We start from the raw sequence: 24,237 nt of genomic DNA on the forward strand, positions 1-24,237 counted from the left end.
TCATGTCCACCGCCATCGCCGACCTTTCCCTCTCGATCCGTGCCGCGATTGCCGAGGCGCAGGACGAAACCGCACTCGAAGCGGTGCGCGTCTCCGCTCTGGGCAAGAAGGGCTCGATTTCCGCCCTGCTGGCCACGCTGGGCAAGATGAGCCCCGAGGAGCGCAAGGAGCAGGGCCCGGCCATCAACGGGCTGAAATCCGAGATCGCGGCCGCCATCGAAGACAAGCGCGCAGACCTGGCCGCTTCGGCGCTGGAGGCCCGCCTGGCGCGCGAAAAGCTCGACGTGACCCTGCCGCTGCGGCCCGCTCCCACCGCCATCGGCCGGGTGCACCCGATCAGCCAGACCATCGACGAGATCACCGCCATCTTCTCGGACATGGGCTTCGCCATCGCCGAAGGCCCCGATATCGAGACGGACTATTATAACTTCACCGCGCTCAACTTCCCCGAGGGGCACCCGGCGCGCGAGATGCACGACACCTTCTTTTTCGAGCCCGACGCCAAGGGCGAGCGCAAGCTGTTGCGCACCCACACCTCGCCGGTGCAGATCCGCACCATGGAACAGGCCGAGCCGCCGATCCGCATCGTCATCCCCGGCCGCACCTATCGCAACGATTCCGACCAGACCCATACCCCCATGTTCCATCAGGTGGAGGGGCTGGTGATCGACAGGAATTCCCATATCGGGCAGTTGCGCTGGGTGATCGAGGAGTTCCTCAAGGCCTTCTTCGAGGTCGAGAGCGTCACCACCCGCTTCCGCCCCAGCTTCTTCCCCTTCACCGAGCCCTCGATGGAGGTGGACGTGCAATGCGACCGCTCGGGCAGGGAGGTCAAGATCGGCGAGGGCAATGACTGGCTGGAGATCCTGGGCTGCGGCATGGTGCACCCCAATGTGATCCGGGCCGGGGGTTTCGATCCCGACGTCTATCAGGGCTTTGCCTGGGGCATGGGGATCGACCGCATCGCCATGCTCAAATACGGCATGCCGGACCTGCGGGCCTTTTTCGACGCCGACAAGCGCTGGATCGACCATTACGGCTTCCGTCCCTTCGACCTGCCGACCCTGTTCGGGGGCTTGTCGAGCTGATGGCTCTGCCGGCCCGCTATGCCGATGCGCATCGCTTCGCCTTCGGGGACAGCCCCGAACTGGCGGACGAACTGCTTGCGCTGGTGCTGGCGGGAACAAAAACCGCGACGTGCGGTGCCTTGCGCGACCACGAGGCCGATGGCGAGCCGCTTCCCGAGATCGGGCGGCGCGACATCGTGCTCGACGGGGCCGGCCGCCCGGCCTGCGTCATCGAGACCACCGCGGTCGAGATCATGGCATTCGACGCGGTGAGCAAAGATTTTGCCGAGGCCGAGGGCGAAGGCCCCTATGCGGCCTGGCGCGAAGGACACATCGCCTTCTTCTCCCGCAATGGCGGGTGGAGCGGCGAGATGAAACTCGTTTGCGAGCGCTTCAGGCTCATCGAAGTGCTGGATAGGGATCCAAGATGAAATTCACGCTTTCCTGGCTCAAGGACCATCTCGAGACAACCGCAACCTCCGACGAGATCATCGAGACCCTGACCATGGTCGGGCTCGAGGTCGAGGCGGTGACCGACAGCGGTGCGGCGCTCAAGGATTTCGTCACCGCGCATGTGGTGAGCGCCGAACAGCACCCCAATGCCGACAAGCTCCGCGTCTGCAAGGTGGATGCGGGCACCGGCGAATTGATCGACGTGGTCTGCGGCGCCCCCAATGCCCGCACGGGGCTGAAATCGGTGTTCGCCTTCCCCGGCACCTATATTCCGGGCAAGGACATGACCATCGGCAAGGGCAATATCCGCGGTCAGGTTTCCAACGGCATGCTGTGTTCCAATGCCGAGCTGGAGCTCTCGGACGACCATGACGGAATCATCGAGTTGCCTGAGGATGCCCCGGTCGGGGTCTCCTATCCCCAATATGCCGGGCTCGACGAGGTCGTCATCGAGGTCGGGCTGACCCCCAATCGCGGCGATTGCGCCGGCGTGCGCGGCATCGCCCGCGACCTCGCCGCCGCCGGGCTGGGCACGCTGCGGAACGAGGCGGTTGCCCCGGTGCCGGCGAGCGCCGGGCCGTCCCCCATCGCCGTTGCGGTCGATGGGGAGGTCTGCCGGATGTTCGCCGGGCGGCTGGTGAAGAACATCGCCAACGGCCCCTCGCCGCAATGGCTACAGGACCGTTTGCGCGCCGTCGGGCTGCGCCCGATCAACGCCCTGGTCGATATCACCAATTACGTGTCCCTCGACCGGGCGCGGCCGCTGCACGTCTATGACGCCGACAAGCTGGCCGGCGGGGTTTCGGCCCGCATGGGGCGGCAAGGCGAGAGCTTCCTCGCCCTCGACGGCAAGACCTATGAGGTCGACGAGACCCTGTGCGTGATCGCCGACGACGAAAAAGTGCTGGGGCTGGCCGGGGTGATCGGCGGCGAGGATACCGGCTCGACCGACCAAACCACCAATGTGTTCATCGAATGCGCCTGGTTCGAGCCCAAAGCCATCGCGGCGGCCGGACGCAAGACCGGCATCGTCTCGGACGCCCGCTACCGCTTCGAGCGCACCGTGGACCCCGCTTCGGTCATGCCGGGGATCGAGCTGGCGACCCGTATGGTGCTCGATCTGTGCGGGGGCGAGGCCGCCGAAGTGGTCGTCGCCGGCCATGTGGAAGCCCCCGGCACCCGGATCGATTTCCCCTTGAGCGAGATCGAGCGGCTGACCGGCCTCAAGGTCGAACCGGCCGAGGTTGAGGCCATTCTGGGCCGGCTGGGCTTTGCGGTGTCGGGCAGCGGCGAGCGCAGGCAGGTGCGCGTGCCGAGCTGGCGCCCCGACGTCACCATGAAGGCCGACCTGGTCGAGGAGGTGATGCGCATGGTCGGGGTCGACAAGGTCCCGGTGACGCCGCTGGCCCGGCTGTCGGGCGTGGCGCCGCGCATGCTCACCCCGATCCAGAACCGCCGCCGCATCGCGCGGCGGGCACTGGCGGCGCGCGGCATGAACGAGGCGGTGACCTGGTCGTTCATTTCCACCGAGCTGGCCGAAACCTTCGGCGGCGGCACGCCGACCCTGCGGCTGGCCAATGCCATCGCGTCGGACATGACCGATATGCGCCCCTCGCTGCTGCCGGGCCTTTTGTCGGGCGCCGGCCGCAACGCCAATCGCGGCTTTGCCGATGTGGCGCTGTTCGAGGTGGGCCAGGTGTTCTTCTCCGACGCCCCCGAGGGCCAGCGCACCCATGCTACCGGCATCCGCACCGGTACGGCCGGGTTCACCGGCGCGGGCCGGCACTGGCAGGGCAAGGCGGACAAGGTCGGCGTCTATGACGCCAAGGCCGACCTGGCGGCGGCCCTCGACGCGCTGGGGATCGATATCGAAAAGGTGCAGGTGGTGGCCGAACCGGCGGCGTGGAGCCATCCGGGCCGCGGCGGACGCGTGCAGCTCGGGCCCAAGCTGATCCTGGGCTGGTTCGGGGAACTGCATCCCGGGCTGGTGGACCAGCTCGATCTCGACGGACCGGTGGCGGCCTTCGAGATCGATCTCGACGCCATTCCCGAGCCGCGCAAAAAGCCGACCCGGGCCAAGCCGGCGCTGGAGCTCTCGCAGTTCCAACCGGTCAAGCGCGACTTCGCCTTCGTCGTCGACGCCGATGTCGAGGCGGCCGGCCTGTTGCGCGCGGCGCGCGGCGCCGACAAGGGCCTCGTGAGCGAAATCTCGGTGTTCGACGTCTTTGCCGGAGCCCATCTGGGCGAGGGCAAGAAATCGGTGGCCATCGAGGTGACCCTGCAGCCCAGGGACCATACGCTGACCGAAGAGGAGATCGAGGCGGTGAGCGGCCGCATCGTCGCCGCGGTCGAAAAGGCCACCGGCGGCGCGCTGAGAGCCTGAGCCCTTGCGGCAACCGGGACAAGACAAAAGCCCCGCCGAGCGATCGGCGGGGCCGGCATCCTAATCGGCAGCGCGTGATCGCACCGCATGCCGCTGGCGGCGTTGATAGTGAAGCGCGACCAGCGTTCCAGCGACGAGTATGGCGAACAGCACGGCCATCGCTCCGCCATCGGTGAAGATCACCTGATGCATGATGCGGCCGGGCAGGAGCGTGAAAAGCCCCGCACCGATCAGCCCCCCGCCATAGACGGCAATCATGGTCGACCGGTGCGTCCTGACATCGCCGGCCCGGATGGCGCGCCACCCGCCCCAGAGGCCGAACAGCGTCAGCAGCGAGAGCAAATGAATCGGGCTATAAGGACCCAGCACCCGGATTTCGCTGATGAAGAAGGATGAGGCCGAAACGCAAAGCATCAGGCCGATCCAGATCCGGCCCAGGGCCTTGTGCAGGGGCGTGCCCTTTTCCCAGAACAGCGACAGCGTTCCGATGATCAGGGCCAGCACCGCGCAGGCGGCATGGATCTGGATGAAGACGGTCGCTTCGATGAGGGCGGTTGCATCCATGGGGGCTCTCCGGCATGACTTCGCAGACGTTCAATCGCGTGGACGCCGCCCCGGCAACACCCTCTACGCCAGCGACAGGATTGGTTCGTGAAGGAAACGCTTGTGCAATTGACGCTTCGCGAATTGCGCCGTGTGTATTCCGACCCGCTCGCCCTTGCCGTCATGATCGGCGTCGGGGCCATGGCGGGGCTCACCGGCCCCTTCGGAACCTTTGCCTTGCTGCCGCTGGCGCCGCGCCTCCTCTATTGGCTGCTGATCGCGCTGGGCAGTTACGGGGCAGGTCTGGTGGGCGCAGTTCCCGCTTACGCGCGCCTGACCGCACGACATCCGCTCGCGCTGCGTATCCTCATCCTGGGGTTGGGCGCCTCGGTGCCGGTCACCCTCTATGTCATCGCGGTGAGCCTGTTGTTCTTTCCCGATCTGGGCCAGACGGGCATCGCGTTGCACGAGCTCTATCTCTATAATCTCGCCATAAGCCTCGGTCTGATGACGCTTCTCGAAGCGGTGGTGCGTCCCCGCCTTGCCGCAGGCGCGCTGCCGGAGGAGCCCACCTCCCCGCCCATCCTCGATCGTCTGCCGCAGGCCGTGCGCGGCAGGCTGACCCATATGTCCATGGCCGATCACTATGTCGAAGTGTTCACCGAACGCGGCAAGGCGCTGGTTCTGATGCGCCTGGCCGATGCCATCGCCGAAACGCGGGGCATCGACGGGTTGCAGATCCACCGGAGCCATTGGGTGGCGCTTGGCGCGGCGGCTGGCCTCGGCAGGGTGGACGGCCGCGCCGTCGTGAAGCTCAGGGACGGCACGGTGCTTCCCGTCTCACGCTCCCATCTGGCCGCTGCCCGGGCCGCATTCGGAAGCTCATGAAAAAGGCGCGGCCTTTGCGGTCCGCGCCTGATGCTTTGACGAGAGGTCGCAGCCTACAACGAGCGCTGCACCTTCTCCACGCGGTAGCATTCGATGACGTCCCCGGGGCGCATGTCCTCGTATTTCTCGAACGCCATGCCACATTCCTGGCCGGCCGGCACTTCCTTGACCTCGTCCTTGAAGCGCTTGAGGGTCGAGAGCTTGCCTTCGTGGATCACCACGTTGTCGCGGATGAGACGCACCCCGGCGCCACGTTCCACCATGCCCTCGGTGACCCGGCAGCCGGCGACCTTGCCGACCTTGGAGATGTTGAACACCTCGAGGATCTCGGCATTGCCGATGAAGGTCTCGCGCACTTCCGGCGCGAGCATGCCGCTCATCACGCCCTTCACGTCGTCGATCAGGTCGTAGATGATGTTGTAGTAGCGGATCTCGATGCCTTCGCGATTGGCCAGTTCGGCGGCCTGCTTGTTGGCGCGCACGTTGAAGCCGATGATCACCGCCTTGGAGGCGGTGGCCAGGGTCACGTCGGATTCGGTGATCCCGCCCACGCCCGAATAGAGGATCTGCGCCGAGACCTCGTCGGTCGAGAGCTTGTTGAGCGCCGAGACGATCGCTTCCACCGAGCCCTGCACGTCGCCCTTGATGACCAGCGGGAACTTGGCGATGTCGCTGTCCTTGAGCTGCTTCATCATCTGCTCGAGCGAGGTCGCGCCGCCACCGGCCGACTTTTCGCGGATGACGCGCTGGCGGTATTCGGTGATCTCGCGGGCCCGAGCCTCGTTCTCGACCACGGCGAAGCGGTCGCCGGCATCGGGGACGCCCGAGAAGCCCAGCACCTCGACCGGGGTCGAGGGACCGGCGGCCTTGACCTGCTCACCCTTGTCGTCGATCAGGGCGCGGACCTTGGCCCATTCATTGCCCGCCACCACGATGTCACCGACGCTCAGCGTACCGCGCTGCACGAGGACGGTCGCCACGGCGCCACGACCCTTGTCGAGCTTGGATTCGATCACGAGGCCCTGGGCCGAGCCCTTTTCCGGCGCCTTGAGCTCAAGCACTTCGGCCTGCAGCAGCACCGCTTCGAGCAGCCCGTCGAGATTGATCTTCTTGAGCGCCGAGACTTCCACGTCCAGCACGTCGCCGCCCATGGATTCCACGAACACCTCGTGCTGGAGCAGGTCGGTGCGCACCTTGGTGGGGTCGGCGGCGGGCTTGTCGATCTTGTTGATCGCCACGATGATCGGAACCCCGGCCGCCTTGGCGTGCTTGATCGATTCCACCGTCTGCGGCATCACCGCATCGTCCGCCGCCACCACCAGGATGGCGATGTCGGTGGCCTGGGCGCCGCGGGCCCGCATGGCGGTGAACGCCTCGTGGCCCGGAGTGTCGAGGAAGGTGATCTTCTGGCCGTTCTTTTCCACCTGATAAGCGCCGATATGCTGGGTGATGCCACCCGCTTCGGTCGAGACCACATTGGCCTCGCGCAGCGCGTCGAGCAGGCTGGTCTTGCCGTGGTCGACATGGCCCATGATGGTGACGACCGGCGGGCGGGCGACCAGGTCGCCTGCATCGTCCTTGGCCACGTCGTCGAACAGGCCTTCTTCCACGTCGCTCTCGGCCACGCGCTTCACCGTATGGCCCATTTCGGTGGCCACCAGCTCGGCGGTGTCGGCGTCGATCACGTCATTGATCTTGAGCATCTGCCCCTGGGCCATCAGCAGCTTGATGACGTCGACGGCACGCTCGGACATGCGGTTGGCCAGTTCGGCCACCGTGATCGCCTCGGGGATGATCACCTCGCGGCTGAGCTTGGGCTGGGCCGCCTTCTGGGTCTTGCCCATCTTCTTGTTCTGGCGCCGGCGCATGGCCGCGAGCGAGGGCCCGCGCTGGTCGTTGTCGTCCAGCGCCGAATTGACGTTGAGCCGGCCGCGCGAGCTGTTGTCGCGCCGGGTCGGGGTGGCGCTGGGCTTGGGGGCGGCGGAGCGCTTGGCGCGCTCGAGCTCGTCCTTGTCGACAAGCGCCTTGGGGGCCGGCGCGGCGCGGCGGCGCACGCGATCGTCCTCGCCTTCACCCGGCGGGGGCGGGGGCGGCATATTGGGCTGGGCAGCGCGCGGCGAGGGCTTGGCCTGCGGCTTGGGACGGGCCTGGCCGGCGCGGACCGGCACGATGGAATCGAGCTCGTCGCGAACCTTTTCGGCTTCGGCTTCCTCGGTCTTCTTGGCCTCTTCCTCGGCGGCGCGGCGTTCGATTTCGTCGCGCTCGGCCTTACGGCGGGCGTCGATCTCGGCGAAGCGGCGCTCTTCCTCCTCGGCCTTGATGCGGTCTTCCTCGGCGCGGGCCGCCGCTTCGCGCAAGGCGCGTTCGCGGGCCTGGTTCTCGCTCTGGGTCAGGCTGCCGGCCGGCGCGCCCGAATGGCGCGGGCTGGCCGATTGCGGCCTGCCGCCGCCCGGACGCTGGCCTCCGGGGCGCTGGCCGCCCGGCTGCGGGCGGCCGCCACCGGCCGGTGCGGCGCCCGAACCCTGCGGCCCGGCGCCGCCCGGCGCGCCGACCCGGCGGGTGCGCTTTTCAACAACCACGGTACGTGAGGACCGCGACATGCCGGGCCGTGCGCCGAGATTGGGCGCGCCCTTGAGGGTCAGGGTCTTTTTCCCCGGGCCCTGATTGTCGCTGGTCTTGTCCTTATCGGTCATATGGTGCCGTCTTCTTCTCTGTCTGTGGCGAGAAAAGCGCTGAGCCGATGGGCCCGCTCTATCGCCGAATTTGCCGCCGCGCCGGAGGTCAGCGCAGCGTGTATCACATTTTCGAGCCCCAATGCCAAACCCAATTGGGCCGACGAAAGAGATTCGATATGGGGCAGCTTCTCCTCGCCGAAACCGCGCCGCATCGACTGCAACATCTTGCGGCGCCCGTCCGGCGCCGCGTCGCGCGCCGTGATGAGGGCCCCGGCCCGCCCCGTCTCGAGAAGGCCGGCGACCTTGGCCGCGCCAGTCACGAGAATGCCGGCCTTGCGCGCCAGGCCCAGAGCGCCGCTGAGGCGCTGTTCTAACCGGGACCGGACCATTTGTGCAAGGTCGGGCGGCACCTTGACGTTTTCCTTGAGGCTGCGGGCGAAAACCTTCCGCTTCACCGCCTCTTCCACCGCCTGCTGCGAGCAGGTGATCCAGACCCCCCGGCCCGGGGCCTTGCCGTCCACATCGGGCAGGATGTCTCCCTCGGGCGAAACCGCGAAGCGGATGAGTTCGGAAGCGGGACGCTCTTCCCGCGTCAGCGCACACATCCTTTGAACTTGCTTTGCGCGGCCCAAGGCCAATCCCTCTTCATGCTGTCGCGGGCGCGATGGGCCCGCGGCACCGTCAAACTCTCACCGGGGCCACCGGTCGGGCGGCCCCGTTCATCCTTTAGGCGGCGGCCTCAGCCGGCGATCTCGGCCTCGGCTTCCTCGCCTTGCGCCTCTTCCGCCTGCGGCAGGTCGTCCTCGGTGATCCAGCCCGCCTTGAGCCGGGCCGCCATGATCATGTCCTCGGCCTCTTCGCGGCTGAGCGGATAGGCCGAGAGCGTGCCGTCATAACGCTTGGTCTCGCCGTCCTTGCGCTCGGACCAGCCGATGAGGTCGTCGGCGACGCAGCCGGCGAAATCCTCGACCGTCTTGATGTCGTCCTTGCCCAGCGCCACCAGCATGGCGGCGGAAAGGCCCGGAATGTCGTAGAGCGCGTCCTCGACCCCGAGCTTCTGCCGCTCCTCGTCCAGTTCGCGTTCGCGCGCGTCGAGATATTCGGTGGCGCGGTTCTGGATCTCCCCGGCCGTCTCCTCGTCGAAGCCGCCGATCGAGGCGATTTCCGAGAGATCGACATAGGCCAGCTCCTCGATCGAGGAGAAGCCTTCCGAGGCCAAAAGCTGGGCCACCATCTCGTCCACGTCCAGCGCGTCCATGAACAGGGCCGAGCGTTCGGTGAATTCCTTCTGCCGGCGCTCGCTCTCTTCCTGTTCGGTCAGGATGTCGATATCCCAGCCCAGAAGCTGGCTGGCGAGACGCACATTCTGGCCGCGGCGGCCGATGGCGAGCGAGAGCTGCTCGTCGGGAACCACCACTTCGACCCGCTCGGCCTGCTCGTCGAGCACCACCTTGGCGACGTCGGCCGGCTGGAGCGCCGAGACGACCAGATCTGCTATATTGTTCGTCCAGGGGATAATATCAATCTTTTCGCCCTGCAATTCTCCCACGACCGCCTGCACGCGGCTGCCGCGCATGCCCACGCAGGCGCCGACCGGATCGATCGAGGAGTCCGAGGAGGTCACGGCGATCTTGGCGCGGCTGCCCGGATCGCGGGCGATGGAGCGGATGGTGATGATGCCGTCGTAGATTTCCGGCACTTCCTGGGCGAACAGCTTAGCCATGAATTGCGGATGGGTGCGCGAGAGGAAGATCTGCGGCCCGCGCTGCTCGCGCCGTACGTCATAGATATAGGCGCGCACGCGATCTCCATAGCGGAACTGCTCGCGCGGGATCAGTTCGTCGCGGCGGATGATGGCTTCGCCCCGGCCCAGATCGACGATCACATTGCCATATTCGACGCGCTTGACCGAGCCGTTGACGATCTCGCCGACCCGATCGGCATATTCCTCATACATGCGGTCGCGCTCGGCATCGCGCACCTTCTGCACGATCACCTGCTTGGCCGACTGGGCGGCGATGCGGCCGAACTCGATGGGGGGCAGCGGCTCGGTGACGTAGTCGCCCAGCTTGGCGGCGGAATTCTTGCCGATGGCTTCCTTCAGGGAAATCTGCCGGCCATATTCCTCGACCCGCTCCACCACTTCGAGCAGGCGCCACAGGCGCAGTTCGCCGGTGCGCGGGTTGATCTCGGCCTTGACCTCGGTTTCGGCGCCATAGCGGGCCTTGGCGGCGCGCTGGATGGCTTCCTCCATCGCCTCGATCACGATCATGCGGTCGATGGATTTTTCCCGCGCCACCGCATCCGCGATCTGCAAAAGTTCCAGTCTGTTGGCTGAAACGGCCATCTGTGGTCTCCTAATTGCGCTCTTCGGCGTCGGGGCCGTCGGTTTCGTCGGTGTAGATGGTTTCGACATCCTCGTCGGAGTCGTCGTAATCGGGATCGTCCGCCTGGCGCTGGCGGGCCTCCTCGAGCAGCTTGTCGGTCATCACCAGCTTGGCATCGGCCAGAAGCGCCAGCGGCAGAGTGTGCACCGGCTCGGTGCCGGCCGGGGCGTCGGGCAGGCGGATGGAGAAGGTCTCCTCGTCGGCGCCCACGATCTCACCGCGAAAGCGCCGCCGGCCATCCACCATGTCGGAGAGTTCGACCTTGGCCTCGTGCCCGGCCCAGGCCGCGAAATCGCGGGCCCGCACCAGGGGGCGGTCGATGCCGGGGGAGGAGATTTCGAGGTGATATTCCCGGTCGATCGGGTCTTCGAGATCGAGGATCGGGTTGAGGTCGTTATGGAGCTTTTCGCAATCGTCGATGGTGAAGCGCCCGGTCTCGTCCTCGGCCATGATCTGCAAGGTGCAGCCATTGTCATTGGTGACGCGGATGCGCACCAGATCATAGCCCAGGGACTGGGCCACGGGCTCGACGATCCCCGCGATGCGGGCTTCGAGGGCGGATTCGCGAATATAGCGTCTGGTATGGGCCATGCGGTGTCTTGATCAATAAAAAAGAGCGGGGCCGGTTGGCACCCACTCTCTCATTTTCCGAGATTGTTGGCGATTATATAGCGCGCAAGCCGGGAAAAGGCAAGGTCCGCTCTCAGGACGCCTTGGCGGCTTCGGCGAGGGTCTGGGCCACCCATTCATTGAGGCTCTTGTTCTCGGCCGCCGCCGCCGCCACGGCCGCTTCATGCAGGGACGGATCGAGGCGGACGTTGAACCGTCCCGAAAACTGCCGGAAGGGCGCTATGCCCTTTTCGGCGCAGACCTCCAGATAGGTCCCGAGCGACAGGCGCCCTTCTTCCCGCAGGGCATCGACGCTGGCTGCATAGAAATCGGCGCCGCCGGACAGGCCGAGAAATTCGCCACGCAACAGGCCCAGGTCCGGGTCGAAGGTCACCAGCGCCTTGTGCCCGTCGATCTCGATGATGTTTTTCATGGTGTCACTCCATGGCTTTCGAGCCATTTCCGCATACTGGCCACTGCGCCCTTGTCGGTGTCGGGGGAAGGATGGGGCCGGTGAAAAATGCGCACATCGTCAAAAAGCACCACGGCGATCCGCGATCCTTCGCGCTCGGAAATCTCAGCCCCCAGGGCGATCAGCAACGCCTCGATCTCGGCCCATCGGATCGATCCGCTGACGGGACGGGCAAAGATCCGCTGCAGGGTCGCCTCGTGCTTTCGCTTCATGCATCATGGTACCATATGGCGATACCACGAGCAATCATCAAGCCCGGCGCAGGAACTCCAAGTAAAAGCTCTGCATCCGGCCTTGCCGCCGCGCCTTTTCTTCGTAGCGAGTGGGTTGCCAGCCGGGATAGGGCGCGTGCCAGGCGCCCGGCGCCTGAACCGGCCACGAAAAATCCTCGCTGCGCAGGATGTGGGCCAGGGTCCAGTTGGCATAGTCCTCGATATCGGTGGCAAAGCGGAAGCGGCCGTCCGGCTTCAGCACCCGGGCGAATTCGGCCAGCACCGGAAACTGGATCAGCCGCCGCTTGTGGTGGCGCGGCTTGGGCCAGGGGTCGGGATAGAGCACGTAAAACCGGTCGACCGAGGCGTCGGGCATCACGGCCAGGAGCTTGATGACGTCATCGGGAAAAAGGCGGATATTGCCGATCGCCTCGGCGTCGATGGTTTCGAGCAGCTTGCCGATGCCGCCAGTGAACACCTCGCAGCCGATAAACCCATCCTCTGGGTTTTCCCGCGCCATGCGCGAAATATGCTCGCCCCCGCCATAGCCGATCTCGAGATGGATATGGCGCGCCGCGGGAAACAGAATCCCCGGATCGACCGGCGCGGAAATATCCACCGAGAGCTCGGGCAGCAGCGTTTCGAACAGCGCCCTCTGGCCCTTGTGCAGCTTCTTGCCGGAGCGGCGGCCGAAAAAGGCGCGCGGGCCCTTGGGGTCCTGCGGAATGGGTTTCAAACTGGATACCTCGACAAAACAAAAGCGCGGCAGGGCTGCGCCGCGCTTTTATGGCCATCGCCGCCGATGGGCAAGGCTCAGCTCAGTTCGGCCCTGATGTCCTCGGCCAGGTCGGTCTTTTCCCAGGAAAAGCCGCCATCGGCGTCCGGCTCGCGGCCGAAATGGCCATAGGCGGCGGTGCGCTCATAGATGGGTTTGTTCAAGCCCAGATGCTCGCGGATGCCGCGCGGCGAGAGGTTCATCACCTTCTGGAGCACGATGCCCAGCCGGTCCTCGTCCACCGTGCCGGTGCCATAGGTGTCGACGAAGATCGACAAGGGCTTGCTGACCCCGATGGCGTAGGCGAGCTGGATGACGCATTTCTCCGCCAGCCCCGCCGCGACGACGTTCTTGGCCAGATAGCGCGCCGCATAGGCCGCCGAGCGGTCGACCTTGGTGGGGTCCTTGCCGGAAAAGGCGCCGCCGCCATGGGGCGCCGCGCCGCCATAGGTGTCGACGATGATCTTGCGCCCCGTGAGCCCGGCATCGCCGTCCGGCCCGCCGATGACGAAGGCGCCGGTGGGATTGACGTAGAATTCGCTCTCCGGCGGCATCCAGCCCTCGGGCAGCACCTCCTCGACAAAGGGACGGACCCGTTCGCGCATGCACGCCTGGGAGACCCCCTCGCGGTGCTGGGTGGAGACCACCACGGCGGTGACCCCCACCGGCTTGCCGTGCTCGTAGCGCAGGGTCACCTGGCTCTTGGCGTCCGGGCCGAACTCGCTGACCGCGCCCGAATGGCGGGCGGCGGCCATGTTGCGCAGGATCTTGTGGGCGTAGATCAGCGGGGCGGGCATCAGTTCGGGAGTCTCGTTGACCGCGAAGCCGAACATGATCCCCTGGTCGCCGGCGCCCTCGTCCTTGTTGCCGGCGGCGTCTACCCCCTGCGCGATATGGGCCGATTGCTCATGCACATGGCAGGAGAAATCCAGCGTCTTCCAGTGGAACCCCTCCTGCTCGTAGCCGATGCGCCGGACCACGCCGCGCGCCAGCTCCTCCATGCGCCCGGCATCGATGGAGGCGGGGCCGCGCACCTCGCCGGCCAGAACGATGCGGTTGGTGGTGGCAAGGGTTTCCACGGCGACGCGGGAATAGGGGTCTTCGGTGAAAAAGGCGTCGACGATGGCGTCGGACACCTGATCGCAGATCTTGTCGGGATGGCCCTCGGAAACCGATTCCGAGGTGAACAGATAGGAGGAACTGGCCACGTTAAACCTCATTTCTAAAGCGGCGAGGGCGCACGCGGTAGTGCGCGTGCATGGAGACCCATGCACTTTCAGCTCCGCTTGTCGCAGGTTCGCGGCCGGAATGCAAGGTGGACATAAAGAAGTCTTTATGTGGCGATCAGCCGTCGAGCCCCTTGCGGCGGCGGCGCCAGCCGGGGAGGGCGGCCACGAGGCCCAGCGCCAGCAGGACGAGCAGCGGCCCGTACCGCCATTGGGCGAAAACCGTCGCGGCGAGGGGCTGGTCGGGCACCCCCTTGATGGCCCCCACCTGTCCTTCCGCCAGCATGGTCTCGATCCGGCCCAGCGGGTCGACCAGGGCGGAAATGCCCGAATTGGCGGCGCGCACCAGGGCACGCCCTTCCTCGACCGCCCGAATGCGGGCGTGGTGGAAATGCTGGGCCGGGCCGATCGAGCCGTCGAACCAGGCGTCATTGGTGAGCACCAGCAGGAAGGCCGCCTCCTCGACCGGGCCCAGCGCACCGGGGAAGACGATCTCGTAGCAGATGAGCGGCAGGAAGGCGGGCGAGCCCGGGAGCTCCATCAGCCGGCGTTCGGACCCCGCTGCCCAACCCTGTGATCCCGCGACGAACTGCGTGACGCCCAGGGCGCGGAACAGGTCGTCAAAGGGCAGATATTCCCCGAACGGCACCAGATGGGTCTTGTCGTAGGAAGTCACCACCTCGCCGGCTCCGTTGAAGGCGAGGATGGAGTTGTATGGCTTGGCGCCGGGCACGATTTCGCCATTGGTGCCATAGGGCTCGCGCGGCGCGCCGGTCACCAGCCAGATTGCGTCGGGCAGCGTGCGGGCGATCTGGGCGAGCAGTTCGGGCTCGTCGGAGAGAAAGAACGGGATGGCCGCCTCGGGCCAGATGAGATGGGTGACGTCGTCCAGACCGGCGTCGTCGGGGCCGACCTGCATGGTCGAAAGATCGAGCAGGCGCTGGATGGTCTCGGCCCGGGCATAGGTCTGCCATTTGATGTCCTGGGAGATCACCGGCTGCACGATGCGCAGATTGACCCCGTCGAGCGGCGTGGTCGGGGTGTTGCCGAGGCGGTAGTGCCCCCAGCCGATCTGCAGTGCGATGAGGGCGAAGGCAGCGAACAGCGGCGCGATGCGGGCCACCAGCGAGCGGTCGGCCGCCGGCCAGACCAGGGCGGGCGTCGCGGCGATGAGGACGGCGAAAAAGCTCAGCCCATAGACCCCGACCAGGCTGGCCGCCTGCATCATCTCGGCATTGGCGGTGAGGGCATAGCCCAGAAGGTTGAAGGGAAAGCCGGTGAAAAGGGTCCCCCGCGCCCATTCGGCGAGGGTGAGTCCAACCGCGAGGGCGAAAATGCGCCCGGCCCCCGACGACCAGAGCATATGGGCCAGCGCCGTCCCCATTCCCCAGAACAGGGCCAGCACCAGCGCCAGCCCGGCGACCGCCGGGGGCATGGCGGCGAGCAGCCAGCCGCCATCGACCAGGAAGGCCGCCCCCACCCAATGCAGCGTCACGGCGAAATAGCCGAACCCGAAGGCGAACCCGATGCGGAAGGCCGGGCCGAACACAGCGCCCGCAAGCCCCTTGCGGCGCTCAGCGCCGTCAAGCGCCCAGACCAGTACGGACAGCCCGAGGAACAGGGCGGGGAGGAAAAACACCGGCGCCGCCGACAGTCCGGCGATCGCCCCGGCCAGCATGACAAAGAGAGCCCGGCGCCAGCCGAAGGACAGCATGGCGAATTCGGCGAGAGCGGTCATCATCATCCTTGCGGCCGAATCAGTACGCCATGACGGTGGCCATGAGAGGGGCCTCGCGTCAACCGAACCGGCGCCCGGACGGCAAAAAGGGCGGAGCGCGCAAGCGCCCCGCCCTGGACTTTGGTCGGCCGCGAATTACTGCGTGGTGACCTCGCCTTCGACGTCGGTTTCCACATCGGTGGTGACGTCGGTCCCGGCGCCGCCATCCATGTCGCTGGAGGCGTCATCGACATAGATGGTCACCGAGGTGTCGGCTTCAGCCCACACCGCGACCACGTCGCTGCTGTCATAGCCTTCGGCTTCCAGCGCCGCGACGATCTCGGCATTGCCGTCGATATTGGCCTGCAGCGCGTCGATATCGGCCTCGAATTCGGTCCGCGTATCGGCAAAGCTTTCGGCCGTGATCTCATCGGCATCGCCCAGCGTGGAAATCGGCACGATGCTGATCTCGGTCTCGGCGGTGATGGCGCTCAGATCGACCGTCGCCGCCGACTGGACCGCCGTGGACAGGTCCTCATAGGTATGGACGCCGTCTTCGGCTTCCCCGCCGACAGTCACCACGGCATCGACGCCAGCATCGACACCCGCGTCCACACCGGCATCCACGCCAGCGTCGACATCGAGGTCGTCACCGACATCGACCCCGACGTCCACGCCGGCATCGACATCCTGGGCCAGTGTTGCCAGGGGCATGGACAGGGCCAGGGCCGTACCAAGGGCAAGAGCAGAGAGCTTCTTCATTTTCAGTCTCCGTTTTTGAGCGTTTGGAAGGGCTTTGGCGCTCTTCCTCTTTCGGAAGCGGTTGAACGGGCCGGACCCGGATTCGCCGCCTCTCTCGGGGGAGACAACGGATGACTTCCCATCGGGTTGCACAATTGCCTGCGCGATCTGTCGCAGCCCGGAGGCGGCTTTGCAGCCCCGCTGCTGCCCGCGCAAAGGCTGGAAATGCGGTCATTATCATGGATTACAGGCGGGTTGAGCGCCCATGAGCGGGCTCGTGCGATCCACTGGCCATCGCCCCGAAACCGCATTATGGTCCCGCCTCTTTTCCACGTGCCCGAATTTCCCCCATGTCCGCACCTCCCGCCTCCTTCCGCCTCGGCGCGCAGATATCCATGCCGTTCACCATCGGCTATGTCCCGGTGGGGATCGCCTTCGGCATCGCGGCGATCAAGGTCGGGCTGTCGCCGCTCGAAGCGGTGTTCATCTCGGCGGCGGTCTATGCCGGGGCGAGCCAGTTCCTCGTCCTGGCGCTGCTCGGGGGCGGCGCGCCGATCCTCGTCACCGCGCTCTCGATCATCGCCACCAATGTGCGACACATCTTTTACGGCCCCGCCCTCATCGAAAAGGCGCGCGACCGGGCCGACAAGCGCCATGCCTGGGCCTGGAGCTTCTGGCTGTCGGACGGGGCCTTCGCCTCGGCGCTGATCGGGCTCAACCGCTCCAAAGACAATTTCTCCCCCCGCTACATGTTCGGGATCGGCTTCGGGCCGTATTTCGCCTGGCTGGCGGGCACCATCATCGGGGCGTATTTCGGCGCGGTGCTGGGCGCCTATCCGGTGATCGACGCGGCCATGGAATTCCTGATGCCGGCCCTGTTCCTTGCCATGATGCTGTCCATGCTCGACCGCGAGACCGTGCCCGTGGTGATCGTCACGGCGCTGGCTGCCATCGGCCTCACGCTCACGGTTTCGGTCACGGTGGGCATCATCGGCGGCATGGTGGTCGGCGCCCTCGCCGGGCTGGTGCCGTGGCGGAGGCTGGGGCGATGAATTCCGAATTCTGGACGATCACCATATTGGTGGCCATCGGCACCTATCTCATCCGCTTCCTGCCCACCTTCCTGATGCGCGGCACCGGCAATCCCGATTCCCCGCTCAGCCGGTTCCTCGCCGCCACCGGGCCGGCGGCCATTGCCGCGCTGTTCGTCGGCGCCCTTCTGCCCCGGATCGCGCCCGACTGGCCGGTCATCGCCCCGCTGGCGGCCGGCGCGCTCGCCGTAGTCGCGGTCTATTGGTGGCGGCGCGAGGTGACCATCGCCACCCTGGCCGGGGCGGTGGCCTATGGCGTCGTCTTCGCACTGGTGTGATCGCCGCCGCCATGGCACGGTCATCTTTTGGATGCTAGCCTCCCGGCCACGGGGGTGATTTGCCAAGGAGGACCAGGATGAAGACGCTTTTGCTTGCCACGGCCATCGGTGCCCTGGCGCTGTCGGCCGCTCCGGCGGGGGCCGTGGAGACCGGCATGCAGCTGGTGTTCGAGCTCGAGGGCAATGCCCAGCGCGACATTGCCGTCTATCAGTGCGACGGCATGGATGAACCCAAATCGGTGCAATATATCAATGCCCATCCCCATTTCCTGGCCATCGTGCCGGTGGAAGGGGAGGACCTGATCTTCGTCAACGTCATCTCGGGCTCGGGCGCGCGCTATGTCTCGGGCCAGTATGAATGGTGGAGCCGGGGCAACGAGGCCATGTTCACCGACGCCATGACGGCAACCGAGGATGCCGAGGCCGAGCCGGCCATGTGCCACACCATCGAGGATATTCCCTGAAAATCAGTTGAGCGATGGGGCTTGTGAGAATAAAAGAGGAACATGAACCCCGCCCAGCCCTTGCTTGAACCCTCCCTCACCGATGGCCGCCAGTCGGCCACCGCCCTGCGCGTGCAGCGCGGAGTGATGCGCTATCTGCGCTCGGTGCACGACATGACCTGCTTTGCCGAAGTGCCGCTGCGCAATGGGCGCCGGGCCGATGTGGTGGGGCTGGGCTGCAAGGGCGAGATCTGGATCGTCGAGATCAAGTCGAGCCTCATCGACTACAAGGTTGACGCCAAATGGCCCCATTACAAGGAATTCTGCGACCGGTTCTTCTTCTGCAAGCCCCCCGAGCTCGATGCGGGGATTTTCCCGGAGGCCGAGGGGCTGATGGTGGCGGACGGCCATTGGGGCGACATCATGCGCCCCGCCGCCCATGACCCGCTGCCCGGCGCGCGGCGCAAGGCGATGATGCTCAAGCTCGCCCGGCTGGGCGCCGACAGGGTCCATGCGCTGATGGACCCCGAGACCCGGCGCGAGGATCTATTCTGACGGCGTTTCCGCTGCCGCCTCGGCGGTAAGGGTGGCGAGGCGATTGCCCTCGGCATCGATGAGGATCAGCGTGTCGCCCTCGATCCCATAGGCGGTCGCGGCCTGCAGCGCGGCGAAAAAGCCCTGCTCCTGCTCCATGCTGGCCGGGTCGCACGCCATCAGGGTCGCCGCCACCTGTCCGATGGCGAAGCTGCCATCCTCCGCAAAGGCGATATTGCCGCCATAGGAATTGCAGCCCCCATTGCCGCCCAGCGACGCGCCCCCGGCCTCGAAACGCAGCGTGCTCTCGACCCCTTCATTGGCCGCCTCGGCGCCCAGCAGGGACAGCCGCCAGGCCGTCCCGGCCAGCTCGGCAGGCATCGCCGCCTCGGCCTCCGCGCCGGGCGCTTCCGAGAGGGCGCGCACCAGCTCGAGCCCGATGGGCTCATTTGCGGCGAGGGGGTCGAGCTCGTTCCGGGTGTCGGTGATGAACCACAATTCGCCCTCGACCTCGATGCGCGCCGCGAGGGCATAGGTGTGGCCCGCCTCGATCGCGGACGCGTCGACCTCGAGCACGAAGCCGATGGGAATCTGCCCGGCCGGGTCGATCACCTGTTCGGCGAGGGTCCGGGACGGCGCATCGGCCAGCGACACGTCGAGCAGCGAGACCGTGGCGACGGCGCTCTCGGGGAGGGCGATGCGTTCGCGATAGGCGAGGTCGCCGGTGATCGTATGGGTCTGGGCCAGGGCCGAGCCGGCCAGAAAAAGGCTGGACAGGGCGGCGAGCGCGAGGGCGGGCAAACGGATGGTCATGGCAAAATCTCCGGTCGGGAAAGGGGTAAAACCGTGGCGGGGGTTGTGGGTTCCCGGCGCTGAACGCGGGCTGAACGGGCCGGTAACGCTAACCCGCAGCGTTAATTTCCCGGCCAAACGCGCATAAAGCGCATGGGACGCATATAAACATGGTTAAGCATTGATGAAGCCCGTCCGCCGGGGCTCTGCTCGTTTCGTCGAAGAGCAAAACCCGCCCCAAGGAGGCAATCATGAAACTTCTCGCAACCGCTACCGTCGTTTCCGCCCTGGCCTTCGCCGCTCCGGCCCATGCCCAGCTGCTCAATTCGGGCAATTCGGGCCTGCTCGGCATCGGCAACAACCTGCTCGCCTTCCAGACCGGCCATATCTCGGTCCTCAACGGCGGCGTCCTCAACGGCTCCAACGTCTTGTCGGGCATCGGGCTCGGTTCGTCCGCCAGCGCCAACAACGCCGCGACCAACACCACCGGCTCCAGCCATGCGGTGGTCACCGGCCGCGACAACACCTATATCCCCGGCCGCGGCAACACCATCGTCTCGGGCAAGGGCAACACGGTGGGCTCGGGCAATATCTCCGGCTATGGCCACACCGTCGTCCCCGGCAACAGCAACGTGATCGGCACCGGCAACGCGGTCGGCAACCAGTGGGGTTCCAATTTCTACACCCACTCGCTCAACAGCTTCGGCTGGTGACCTCCCGCAGGCTTCGTTCCGACCGTGCCCCCGGGACGAGCGAGACCTGCACCACTACCAGTCAGGCCCGGTCCGGGTCGGCATTGCGCCGGCCCGGGCTGTGGCGTTGGGTGCGTTTTCGGCCCCGGTCCGCGCCGGCACGACGCCAGACGCTTCGAGGGTGATGGTGGTCACCGCGTGGCGCGGGTCGCGCGCGAAACTCATCTCCCCGATGGCATAGGGCTCGGAGGCCACCGCCGCCACGCTCAGCCGCCCGCGACAGGCCCAGGGCTCGTCCTCATGGGTGAAGGGAATGGCCAGGGCAATCACCGCCTCGCTGCGCGCCAGCCTCTGGAAGCGCTGCGCCATGGTGGCCAGCACCGGGTTGATCGCCGCGTCGAACAGCCAGCCGAACTGGGCCAGCGGCCCGCCGCGCATGCGCAGGAACGGGCTGGCGGCCACAATGTCCAGCCGGGCGTCGAACAGCGCCAGCGGTCCATGGGCGCCTTCCACATAGGCCAGCAAGGCCTCCACCTGCTCGTCCCGCCGTCCCCAGACCAGGGCCCTGATGGCCTCGGCATTGTGGGCGCGCGGGGCGTCGCGGCCGCTTTCCCAGCGCGAAATCTGCCCCTGGCTCACCCCCAGGGTCCGGGCGATGGCCTCCTGATTGATCCGGGCGCGGATGCGAAAGCGCCGCAGCGCATCGCCCAGATCCCCGATATCGCTCATCTGTGTCATGCTACGTAAAAACCCCGGTCCGCCGATGATGGGAGTGTCAACCACGCCCGCCCCATGCTCGACGCCATCAGAGCATCCGCCGGTGAACAAGTGTTATGGGGGCGTATCCGTGATCATCCTGAACTGGGGCCGCATCGCCTGCCTCGTCCTCGCCGCCACCGCTGCCGCGCCCGCCGCCGCTGGGGACCTCCCCGTGGCGCTGGAGAGTTCTTTCGAGGCGGGCTGGACCTCCAACGCCCAGGACGGGCCGGGGGGCAGCGGCTCGGCCTATGTCATCGACAGCCACACCCTGGCGCTCACCGCCGGGGAGGGCGATGCGATGCTGCGGGCGGCGTTCGGGATCGAGCAGACCCGCTATCTCTCCCTGCCGGCCCTCGATGACTGGCTGGCCCGGGCGCGTATCGAGGCCGGCATCGGATTGGGCCCCGACACCCGGCTGCGGGGGCGGCTGGACCTCTTCTATGAGGAACAGGGCAATTGGGCCGCGACCGGGCTGGAGATGCTGGGGACACGGAGCCCGCTCTTCACCGGCAAGGCCGGTCTGCGCCTCGAACACCGCGCCGGGCAGGCGCTTCTTGGCCTCTCGGTTGGCTATGAGGCGCGGCGCCCGGGCGAAACCCGGATCGAGGCCGATCTGGTGCCGCCGCTGCGCACCGCGTCCCATGCCGATCTCTTTTCGGCCGGGCTCGATCTCGCCCATCCGCTCGGCCGCCACGCCACCCTCTCGGGCGTGGTGGAATGGCAGGCGGTCGTGGTCGAGGCGGCCGAACAGGCGCTTTACGGCCGCGTGCCCGGCCAGCTCTGGCGCATCGCCGGGGGCATCGAGATCGGCGACGGTAGCGGCACGGCGCTCGCCCTGCGCGGCGGCGCGGACATGCTGTTCGCCGGCCTTGACGGCATCGCGCCCATCGTCCTGCCCTATGCCCGGGCGGAGATGAGCCTCGTCCTTGTCCCCGGGCTGACGCTGCGCGGCTCGCTCTCGGCCGAGGCCGATATCGGCGATCCGGCCGATCTCTACGCCGATTGGCGCCTGCGGGCCCGCGCCGGGCTGATGGTCAACCCGCTCGACGGCCTCTCGCTGGAGGCGGCGCTGTCCGCGCAGCAGCGCCGCTCGGCGGCCCTCGACGTCACCATCGAGACCGAATGGGGCGCTTCCGCCGAGGCGGTCTATCGCCTCGGCCCGCTCTCGCTTTCGGGCAAGCTCGCCTATCGGCGGGTCGAGGGGCTGGCCGGGCCCTATGACGAGAACCGGCTGGGCCTGCGCGTCGCGGCCAATCTCTGACGCTGCGTCAGTCTGCGGTTGGCTCGGCCGCCGCCCTCTGGCAAAAGGGGGCGCTGACAGCCAGACGGAGGATTCCATGATCGTCGTTTTCGGTTCGATCAATATCGACCTGATCGGGCACGCCCCGACCCTGATGCGGCCGGGCGAGACCGTTCTGGGCACGACGCTCGAATTTTCCCCCGGCGGCAAGGGCGGCAACCAGGCGCTGGCCGCCAGCCGGGCCGGGGCTGCGGTCAAGATGGTGGGGTGCGTGGGGTCGGACGATTTCGCCACCCGCGCCCTGGCGCTGCTCAGCGAAGCCGAGATCGATCTCTCCGGAGTGCGCCGCATGGACCGCCATACGGGCACGGCGCTGATCATCGTCGACGACGCCGGCGAGAACATGATCACCGTGCTGCCCGGCGCCAATTCGCGCCTGCGGGCCAGCGCGCTGGAACAGGCCGGCATCGAGGCGGGCGACTATCTGCTGCTCCAGCTCGAAACCCCGCTCGAGGGCACCATCGCGGCGGCGGCGCTGGCCCGGCGGCGGGGCGCGAAAGTGATTCTCAATCTGGCGCCCTTCATGGTGTTCGACGCCGCGCTGCTCGACGAGGTGGACGTGCTGGTGGTCAACGAGACCGAGCTGGCCGGCGTCCTCGACCTGTTCGACGCCCCCCGGATGGCCGAGGCCGAGGCCCTCGCCTGGCTGTCGCAGAGGATCGGCGCCACCGTGGTGGCGACCCTGGGCGCGCGCGGCGCCATCGCCATCGAGGACGGAAAGCCCCTTTCGGCCCCGGCTCTCGCCATCAAGCCCGTCGATACGGTGGGGGCGGGCGATACCTTTGTGGGCTATCTCGCCGCCGGGCTGGCCGAGGGCCTCGATCTGGGTGCGGCCATGGCCCGGGCCGGGGTCGCGGCGGGCCTGGCCTGCCTCACCCCCGGCGCGCAGCCCTCGATTCCCGAGCGCGGCGCGGTCGAGGCCCGCATCGCGCAGGAGGCGGCCGCCGCCGCCCCATGAGAGCCACCCTCACCATCGACCGGCTCGGCCATCGCGGCGAGGGCATCGCCGAGCTGGACGGTGAGCGGGTGTTCGTGCCCCTCACCCTGCCCGGGGAGACCGTCGCCGTCGACCGCGAGGGCAATCGCGGCCAGGTTCTGGACATCCTCGCGCACAGCCCCGACCGCGTCGCCCCGCCCTGCCCGCATTTCGGCGCCTGCGGCGGCTGCCAGCTCCAGCATATGGCGCCCGCCGTCTATGAAGGCTTCAAGCGCGGCCTCGTCGCCTCGGCGCTGGCCTGGGCCGGACTCGCGGCGGAAACCGAGGAGATGGTCGCGGCCCATGGGGAGGGCCGTCGCCGCGCCACCCTGCACGCAGCCGGCGGAGCGGCGGGCTTCATGGCCCTGCGCAGCCATACCATTCACGATCTCGACGCCTGTCCCATCCTCGTCCCGGCCCTCGCCAGGGCGCCGCAGATCGCCCGCGCCATTTCCGCCCTGCTGGGGCCGTGCGACGTGGCGTTCACCGCCAGCGCCATGGGCCTCGACGTCGCCATCCGCGCCAAAGGCGCCGGTGTCCATAAGGGCCTCGCGGCCATAGCGCGCGATTTCGACCTGGCCCGGCTGGCGCTCAATGGCGAGGTGCTGGTCGTCGCCCGCCCGCCGCTCATCGCCATGGGCCGGGCCGATGTGCCCCTGCCGGTCGGCGGCTTCCTGCAGGCGACCGCGCGGGCCGAAGCGGTTCTCGCCGATCTCGTCCTCGAGGCGACACGGGGTGCCCGGGAGATCGCCGACCTCTTTTGCGGCGTCGGGCCCTTCGCCCTGCGGCTGGCCGAGCGCGCCACCGTGTTCGCCGCCGATTCCGACGCCCCGGCCATTGCCGCCCTTGACGCGGCGCGGCGGAAGGCCAGCAAGCTCAAGCCCATCACCGCCGAGCGCCGCGACCTGTTCCGCGAACCGCTCGGGGTGTTCGAGCTCAACCGCTTCGACGCCGTGGTGCTCGATCCGCCCCGCGCCGGCGCCCAGGCGCAGGCGAAAGAGCTGGCCCGCTCCCGGGTGCCGACCGTCGCCTATGTCAGCTGCGACCCGCAGAGCTTTGCCCGCGACGCGGCGATCCTGGTCGCCGGCGGCTATCATATGGGGCCGGTGACCCCGGTCGATCAGTTCGCCTTTTCCGCCCATACGGAAGTGTTTGCGCGGTTTTCCCGGCGCTGAGCCCCGTATAGGGGGCGTTCGGGGCGTCATCGAACCGTCATCGATCCGT

Annotated in this window: 25 protein-coding genes; 12 read left to right on the forward strand and 13 right to left on the reverse strand. The window is 67.3% G+C overall.

From position 1 onward, the window contains the following. Positions 1–2: 2 nt before the first annotated feature. From pheS to pheT, 3 genes are read left to right on the forward strand one after another with little or no spacing between them, the layout of a single operon-like run. Positions 3–1,088 carry a phenylalanine--tRNA ligase subunit alpha gene (gene pheS, locus DVH29_RS06000; RefSeq protein WP_114645265.1) on the forward strand — a complete coding sequence of 362 codons (1,086 nt, stop codon included), beginning with the start codon at positions 3–5 and terminating at the stop codon, positions 1,086–1,088. Then, positions 1,088–1,498 carry an ASCH domain-containing protein gene (locus DVH29_RS06005; RefSeq protein ID WP_199562534.1) on the forward strand — a complete coding sequence of 137 codons (411 nt, stop codon included), beginning with the start codon at positions 1,088–1,090 and terminating at the stop codon, positions 1,496–1,498. The genes pheS and DVH29_RS06005 overlap by 1 nt, the downstream gene beginning before the upstream one ends. Then, a complete protein-coding gene (gene pheT, locus DVH29_RS06010; RefSeq protein ID WP_114645267.1) occupies positions 1,495–3,903 on the forward strand; it encodes a phenylalanine--tRNA ligase subunit beta in 2,409 nt (802 codons plus the stop codon). The genes DVH29_RS06005 and pheT overlap by 4 nt, the downstream gene beginning before the upstream one ends. Positions 3,904–3,963: 60 nt before the next feature. On the opposite strand, the gene DVH29_RS06015 is transcribed toward pheT, so the two are convergent. Next, positions 3,964–4,467, reverse strand: a complete 504-nt coding sequence (locus DVH29_RS06015; protein ID WP_114645268.1) for a DUF2306 domain-containing protein — start codon at positions 4,465–4,467, stop codon at positions 3,964–3,966. A gap of 87 nt (positions 4,468–4,554) precedes the next feature. Here DVH29_RS06015 and DVH29_RS06020 point away from each other — a divergent pair, with 87 nt between their 5' ends. After that, complete coding sequence (locus DVH29_RS06020; RefSeq protein ID WP_114645269.1) at positions 4,555–5,334, forward strand: LytTR family DNA-binding domain-containing protein; 780 nt, start codon at positions 4,555–4,557, stop codon at positions 5,332–5,334. A 53-nt stretch (positions 5,335–5,387) separates the two neighbouring features. Here DVH29_RS06020 and infB read toward each other — a convergent pair whose 3' ends face one another. The 10 genes from infB to DVH29_RS06070 all read right to left on the reverse strand — a co-directional run bounded on the left by infB (position 5,388) and on the right by DVH29_RS06070 (position 16,169). Next, complete coding sequence (infB, locus tag DVH29_RS06025) at positions 5,388–8,027, reverse strand: translation initiation factor IF-2 (protein ID WP_114645270.1); 2,640 nt, start codon at positions 8,025–8,027, stop codon at positions 5,388–5,390. Further along, positions 8,024–8,614, reverse strand: a complete 591-nt coding sequence (locus DVH29_RS06030) for an RNA-binding protein (RefSeq protein ID WP_114645271.1) — start codon at positions 8,612–8,614, stop codon at positions 8,024–8,026. Before DVH29_RS06030 ends, infB begins: the two co-directional genes overlap by 4 nt. Before the next feature lie 134 nt (positions 8,615–8,748). Further along, positions 8,749–10,356, reverse strand: a complete 1,608-nt coding sequence (gene nusA / locus DVH29_RS06035) for a transcription termination factor NusA (RefSeq protein WP_114645272.1) — start codon at positions 10,354–10,356, stop codon at positions 8,749–8,751. 10 nt (positions 10,357–10,366) lie between these two features. Then, positions 10,367–10,987, reverse strand: coding sequence for a ribosome maturation factor RimP (rimP, locus tag DVH29_RS06040; protein ID WP_114645273.1), 621 nt, complete (start codon positions 10,985–10,987; stop codon positions 10,367–10,369). A 112-nt stretch (positions 10,988–11,099) separates the two neighbouring features. After that, positions 11,100–11,438 carry a type II toxin-antitoxin system HicB family antitoxin gene (locus DVH29_RS06045; protein ID WP_114645274.1) on the reverse strand — a complete coding sequence of 113 codons (339 nt, stop codon included), beginning with the start codon at positions 11,436–11,438 and terminating at the stop codon, positions 11,100–11,102. Further along, positions 11,435–11,689 carry a type II toxin-antitoxin system HicA family toxin gene (locus DVH29_RS06050; RefSeq protein WP_114645275.1) on the reverse strand — a complete coding sequence of 85 codons (255 nt, stop codon included), beginning with the start codon at positions 11,687–11,689 and terminating at the stop codon, positions 11,435–11,437. The genes DVH29_RS06045 and DVH29_RS06050 overlap by 4 nt, the downstream gene beginning before the upstream one ends. 37 nt (positions 11,690–11,726) lie before the next feature. Continuing rightward, positions 11,727–12,416: a tRNA (guanosine(46)-N7)-methyltransferase TrmB gene (gene trmB / locus DVH29_RS06055; RefSeq protein ID WP_114645425.1), complete on the reverse strand. Its 690-nt coding sequence runs from the start codon at positions 12,414–12,416 to the stop codon at positions 11,727–11,729. A gap of 86 nt (positions 12,417–12,502) precedes the next feature. After that, on the reverse strand, positions 12,503–13,672 hold the full coding sequence (gene metK, locus DVH29_RS06060; protein WP_114645276.1) for a methionine adenosyltransferase: 1,170 nt from the start codon (positions 13,670–13,672) through the stop codon (positions 12,503–12,505). 136 nt (positions 13,673–13,808) lie between these two features. Continuing rightward, on the reverse strand, positions 13,809–15,428 hold the full coding sequence (gene lnt / locus DVH29_RS06065) for an apolipoprotein N-acyltransferase (RefSeq protein WP_114645426.1): 1,620 nt from the start codon (positions 15,426–15,428) through the stop codon (positions 13,809–13,811). Positions 15,429–15,563: 135 nt separating this feature from the next. Next, positions 15,564–16,169, reverse strand: coding sequence for a hypothetical protein (locus tag DVH29_RS06070; RefSeq protein WP_147276015.1), 606 nt, complete (start codon positions 16,167–16,169; stop codon positions 15,564–15,566). A 329-nt stretch (positions 16,170–16,498) separates the two neighbouring features. Between DVH29_RS06070 and DVH29_RS06075 the strand changes: the two genes are divergently transcribed. The 4 genes from DVH29_RS06075 to DVH29_RS06090 all read left to right on the forward strand — a co-directional run bounded on the left by DVH29_RS06075 (position 16,499) and on the right by DVH29_RS06090 (position 18,515). Next, a complete protein-coding gene (locus tag DVH29_RS06075; protein ID WP_114645278.1) occupies positions 16,499–17,200 on the forward strand; it encodes an AzlC family ABC transporter permease in 702 nt (233 codons plus the stop codon). Beyond that, entirely contained in the window at positions 17,197–17,517 is a 321-nt protein-coding gene (locus DVH29_RS06080; protein ID WP_114645279.1) for an AzlD domain-containing protein, read from the forward strand. Before DVH29_RS06075 ends, DVH29_RS06080 begins: the two co-directional genes overlap by 4 nt. 77 nt (positions 17,518–17,594) lie before the next feature. Next, complete coding sequence (locus DVH29_RS06085; RefSeq protein WP_114645280.1) at positions 17,595–17,981, forward strand: MliC family protein; 387 nt, start codon at positions 17,595–17,597, stop codon at positions 17,979–17,981. A gap of 42 nt (positions 17,982–18,023) precedes the next feature. Next, complete coding sequence (locus DVH29_RS06090) at positions 18,024–18,515, forward strand: MmcB family DNA repair protein (RefSeq protein ID WP_114645281.1); 492 nt, start codon at positions 18,024–18,026, stop codon at positions 18,513–18,515. On the opposite strand, the gene DVH29_RS06095 is transcribed toward DVH29_RS06090, so the two are convergent. After that, on the reverse strand, positions 18,507–19,307 hold the full coding sequence (locus DVH29_RS06095; protein WP_114645282.1) for a YbaY family lipoprotein: 801 nt from the start codon (positions 19,305–19,307) through the stop codon (positions 18,507–18,509). The two genes, DVH29_RS06090 and DVH29_RS06095, sit on opposite strands and share 9 nt — an antisense overlap. A 230-nt stretch (positions 19,308–19,537) precedes the next feature. Here DVH29_RS06095 and DVH29_RS06100 point away from each other — a divergent pair, with 230 nt between their 5' ends. Then, positions 19,538–19,999, forward strand: coding sequence for a hypothetical protein (locus DVH29_RS06100; RefSeq protein WP_114645283.1), 462 nt, complete (start codon positions 19,538–19,540; stop codon positions 19,997–19,999). A 54-nt stretch (positions 20,000–20,053) separates the two neighbouring features. Here the strand turns inward: DVH29_RS06100 and DVH29_RS06105 are convergent, their stop codons facing one another. Further along, entirely contained in the window at positions 20,054–20,707 is a 654-nt protein-coding gene (locus DVH29_RS06105) for a helix-turn-helix domain-containing protein (RefSeq protein WP_158541579.1), read from the reverse strand. 118 nt (positions 20,708–20,825) lie between these two features. Here DVH29_RS06105 and DVH29_RS06110 point away from each other — a divergent pair, with 118 nt between their 5' ends. From DVH29_RS06110 to DVH29_RS06120, 3 genes are all read left to right on the forward strand, one after another. Continuing rightward, positions 20,826–21,998, forward strand: coding sequence for a hypothetical protein (locus tag DVH29_RS06110; protein WP_114645285.1), 1,173 nt, complete (start codon positions 20,826–20,828; stop codon positions 21,996–21,998). A gap of 76 nt (positions 21,999–22,074) precedes the next feature. Then, positions 22,075–22,995 carry a ribokinase gene (locus tag DVH29_RS06115; protein WP_114645286.1) on the forward strand — a complete coding sequence of 307 codons (921 nt, stop codon included), beginning with the start codon at positions 22,075–22,077 and terminating at the stop codon, positions 22,993–22,995. Next, positions 22,992–24,188 carry a class I SAM-dependent RNA methyltransferase gene (locus DVH29_RS06120; RefSeq protein WP_114645287.1) on the forward strand — a complete coding sequence of 399 codons (1,197 nt, stop codon included), beginning with the start codon at positions 22,992–22,994 and terminating at the stop codon, positions 24,186–24,188. Before DVH29_RS06115 ends, DVH29_RS06120 begins: the two co-directional genes overlap by 4 nt. The last annotated feature ends 49 nt before the right edge of the window (positions 24,189–24,237 follow it).

This window comes from Pelagibacterium lacus (assembly GCF_003345525.1).
Lineage (GTDB): Bacteria > Pseudomonadota > Alphaproteobacteria > Rhizobiales > Devosiaceae > Pelagibacterium > Pelagibacterium lacus.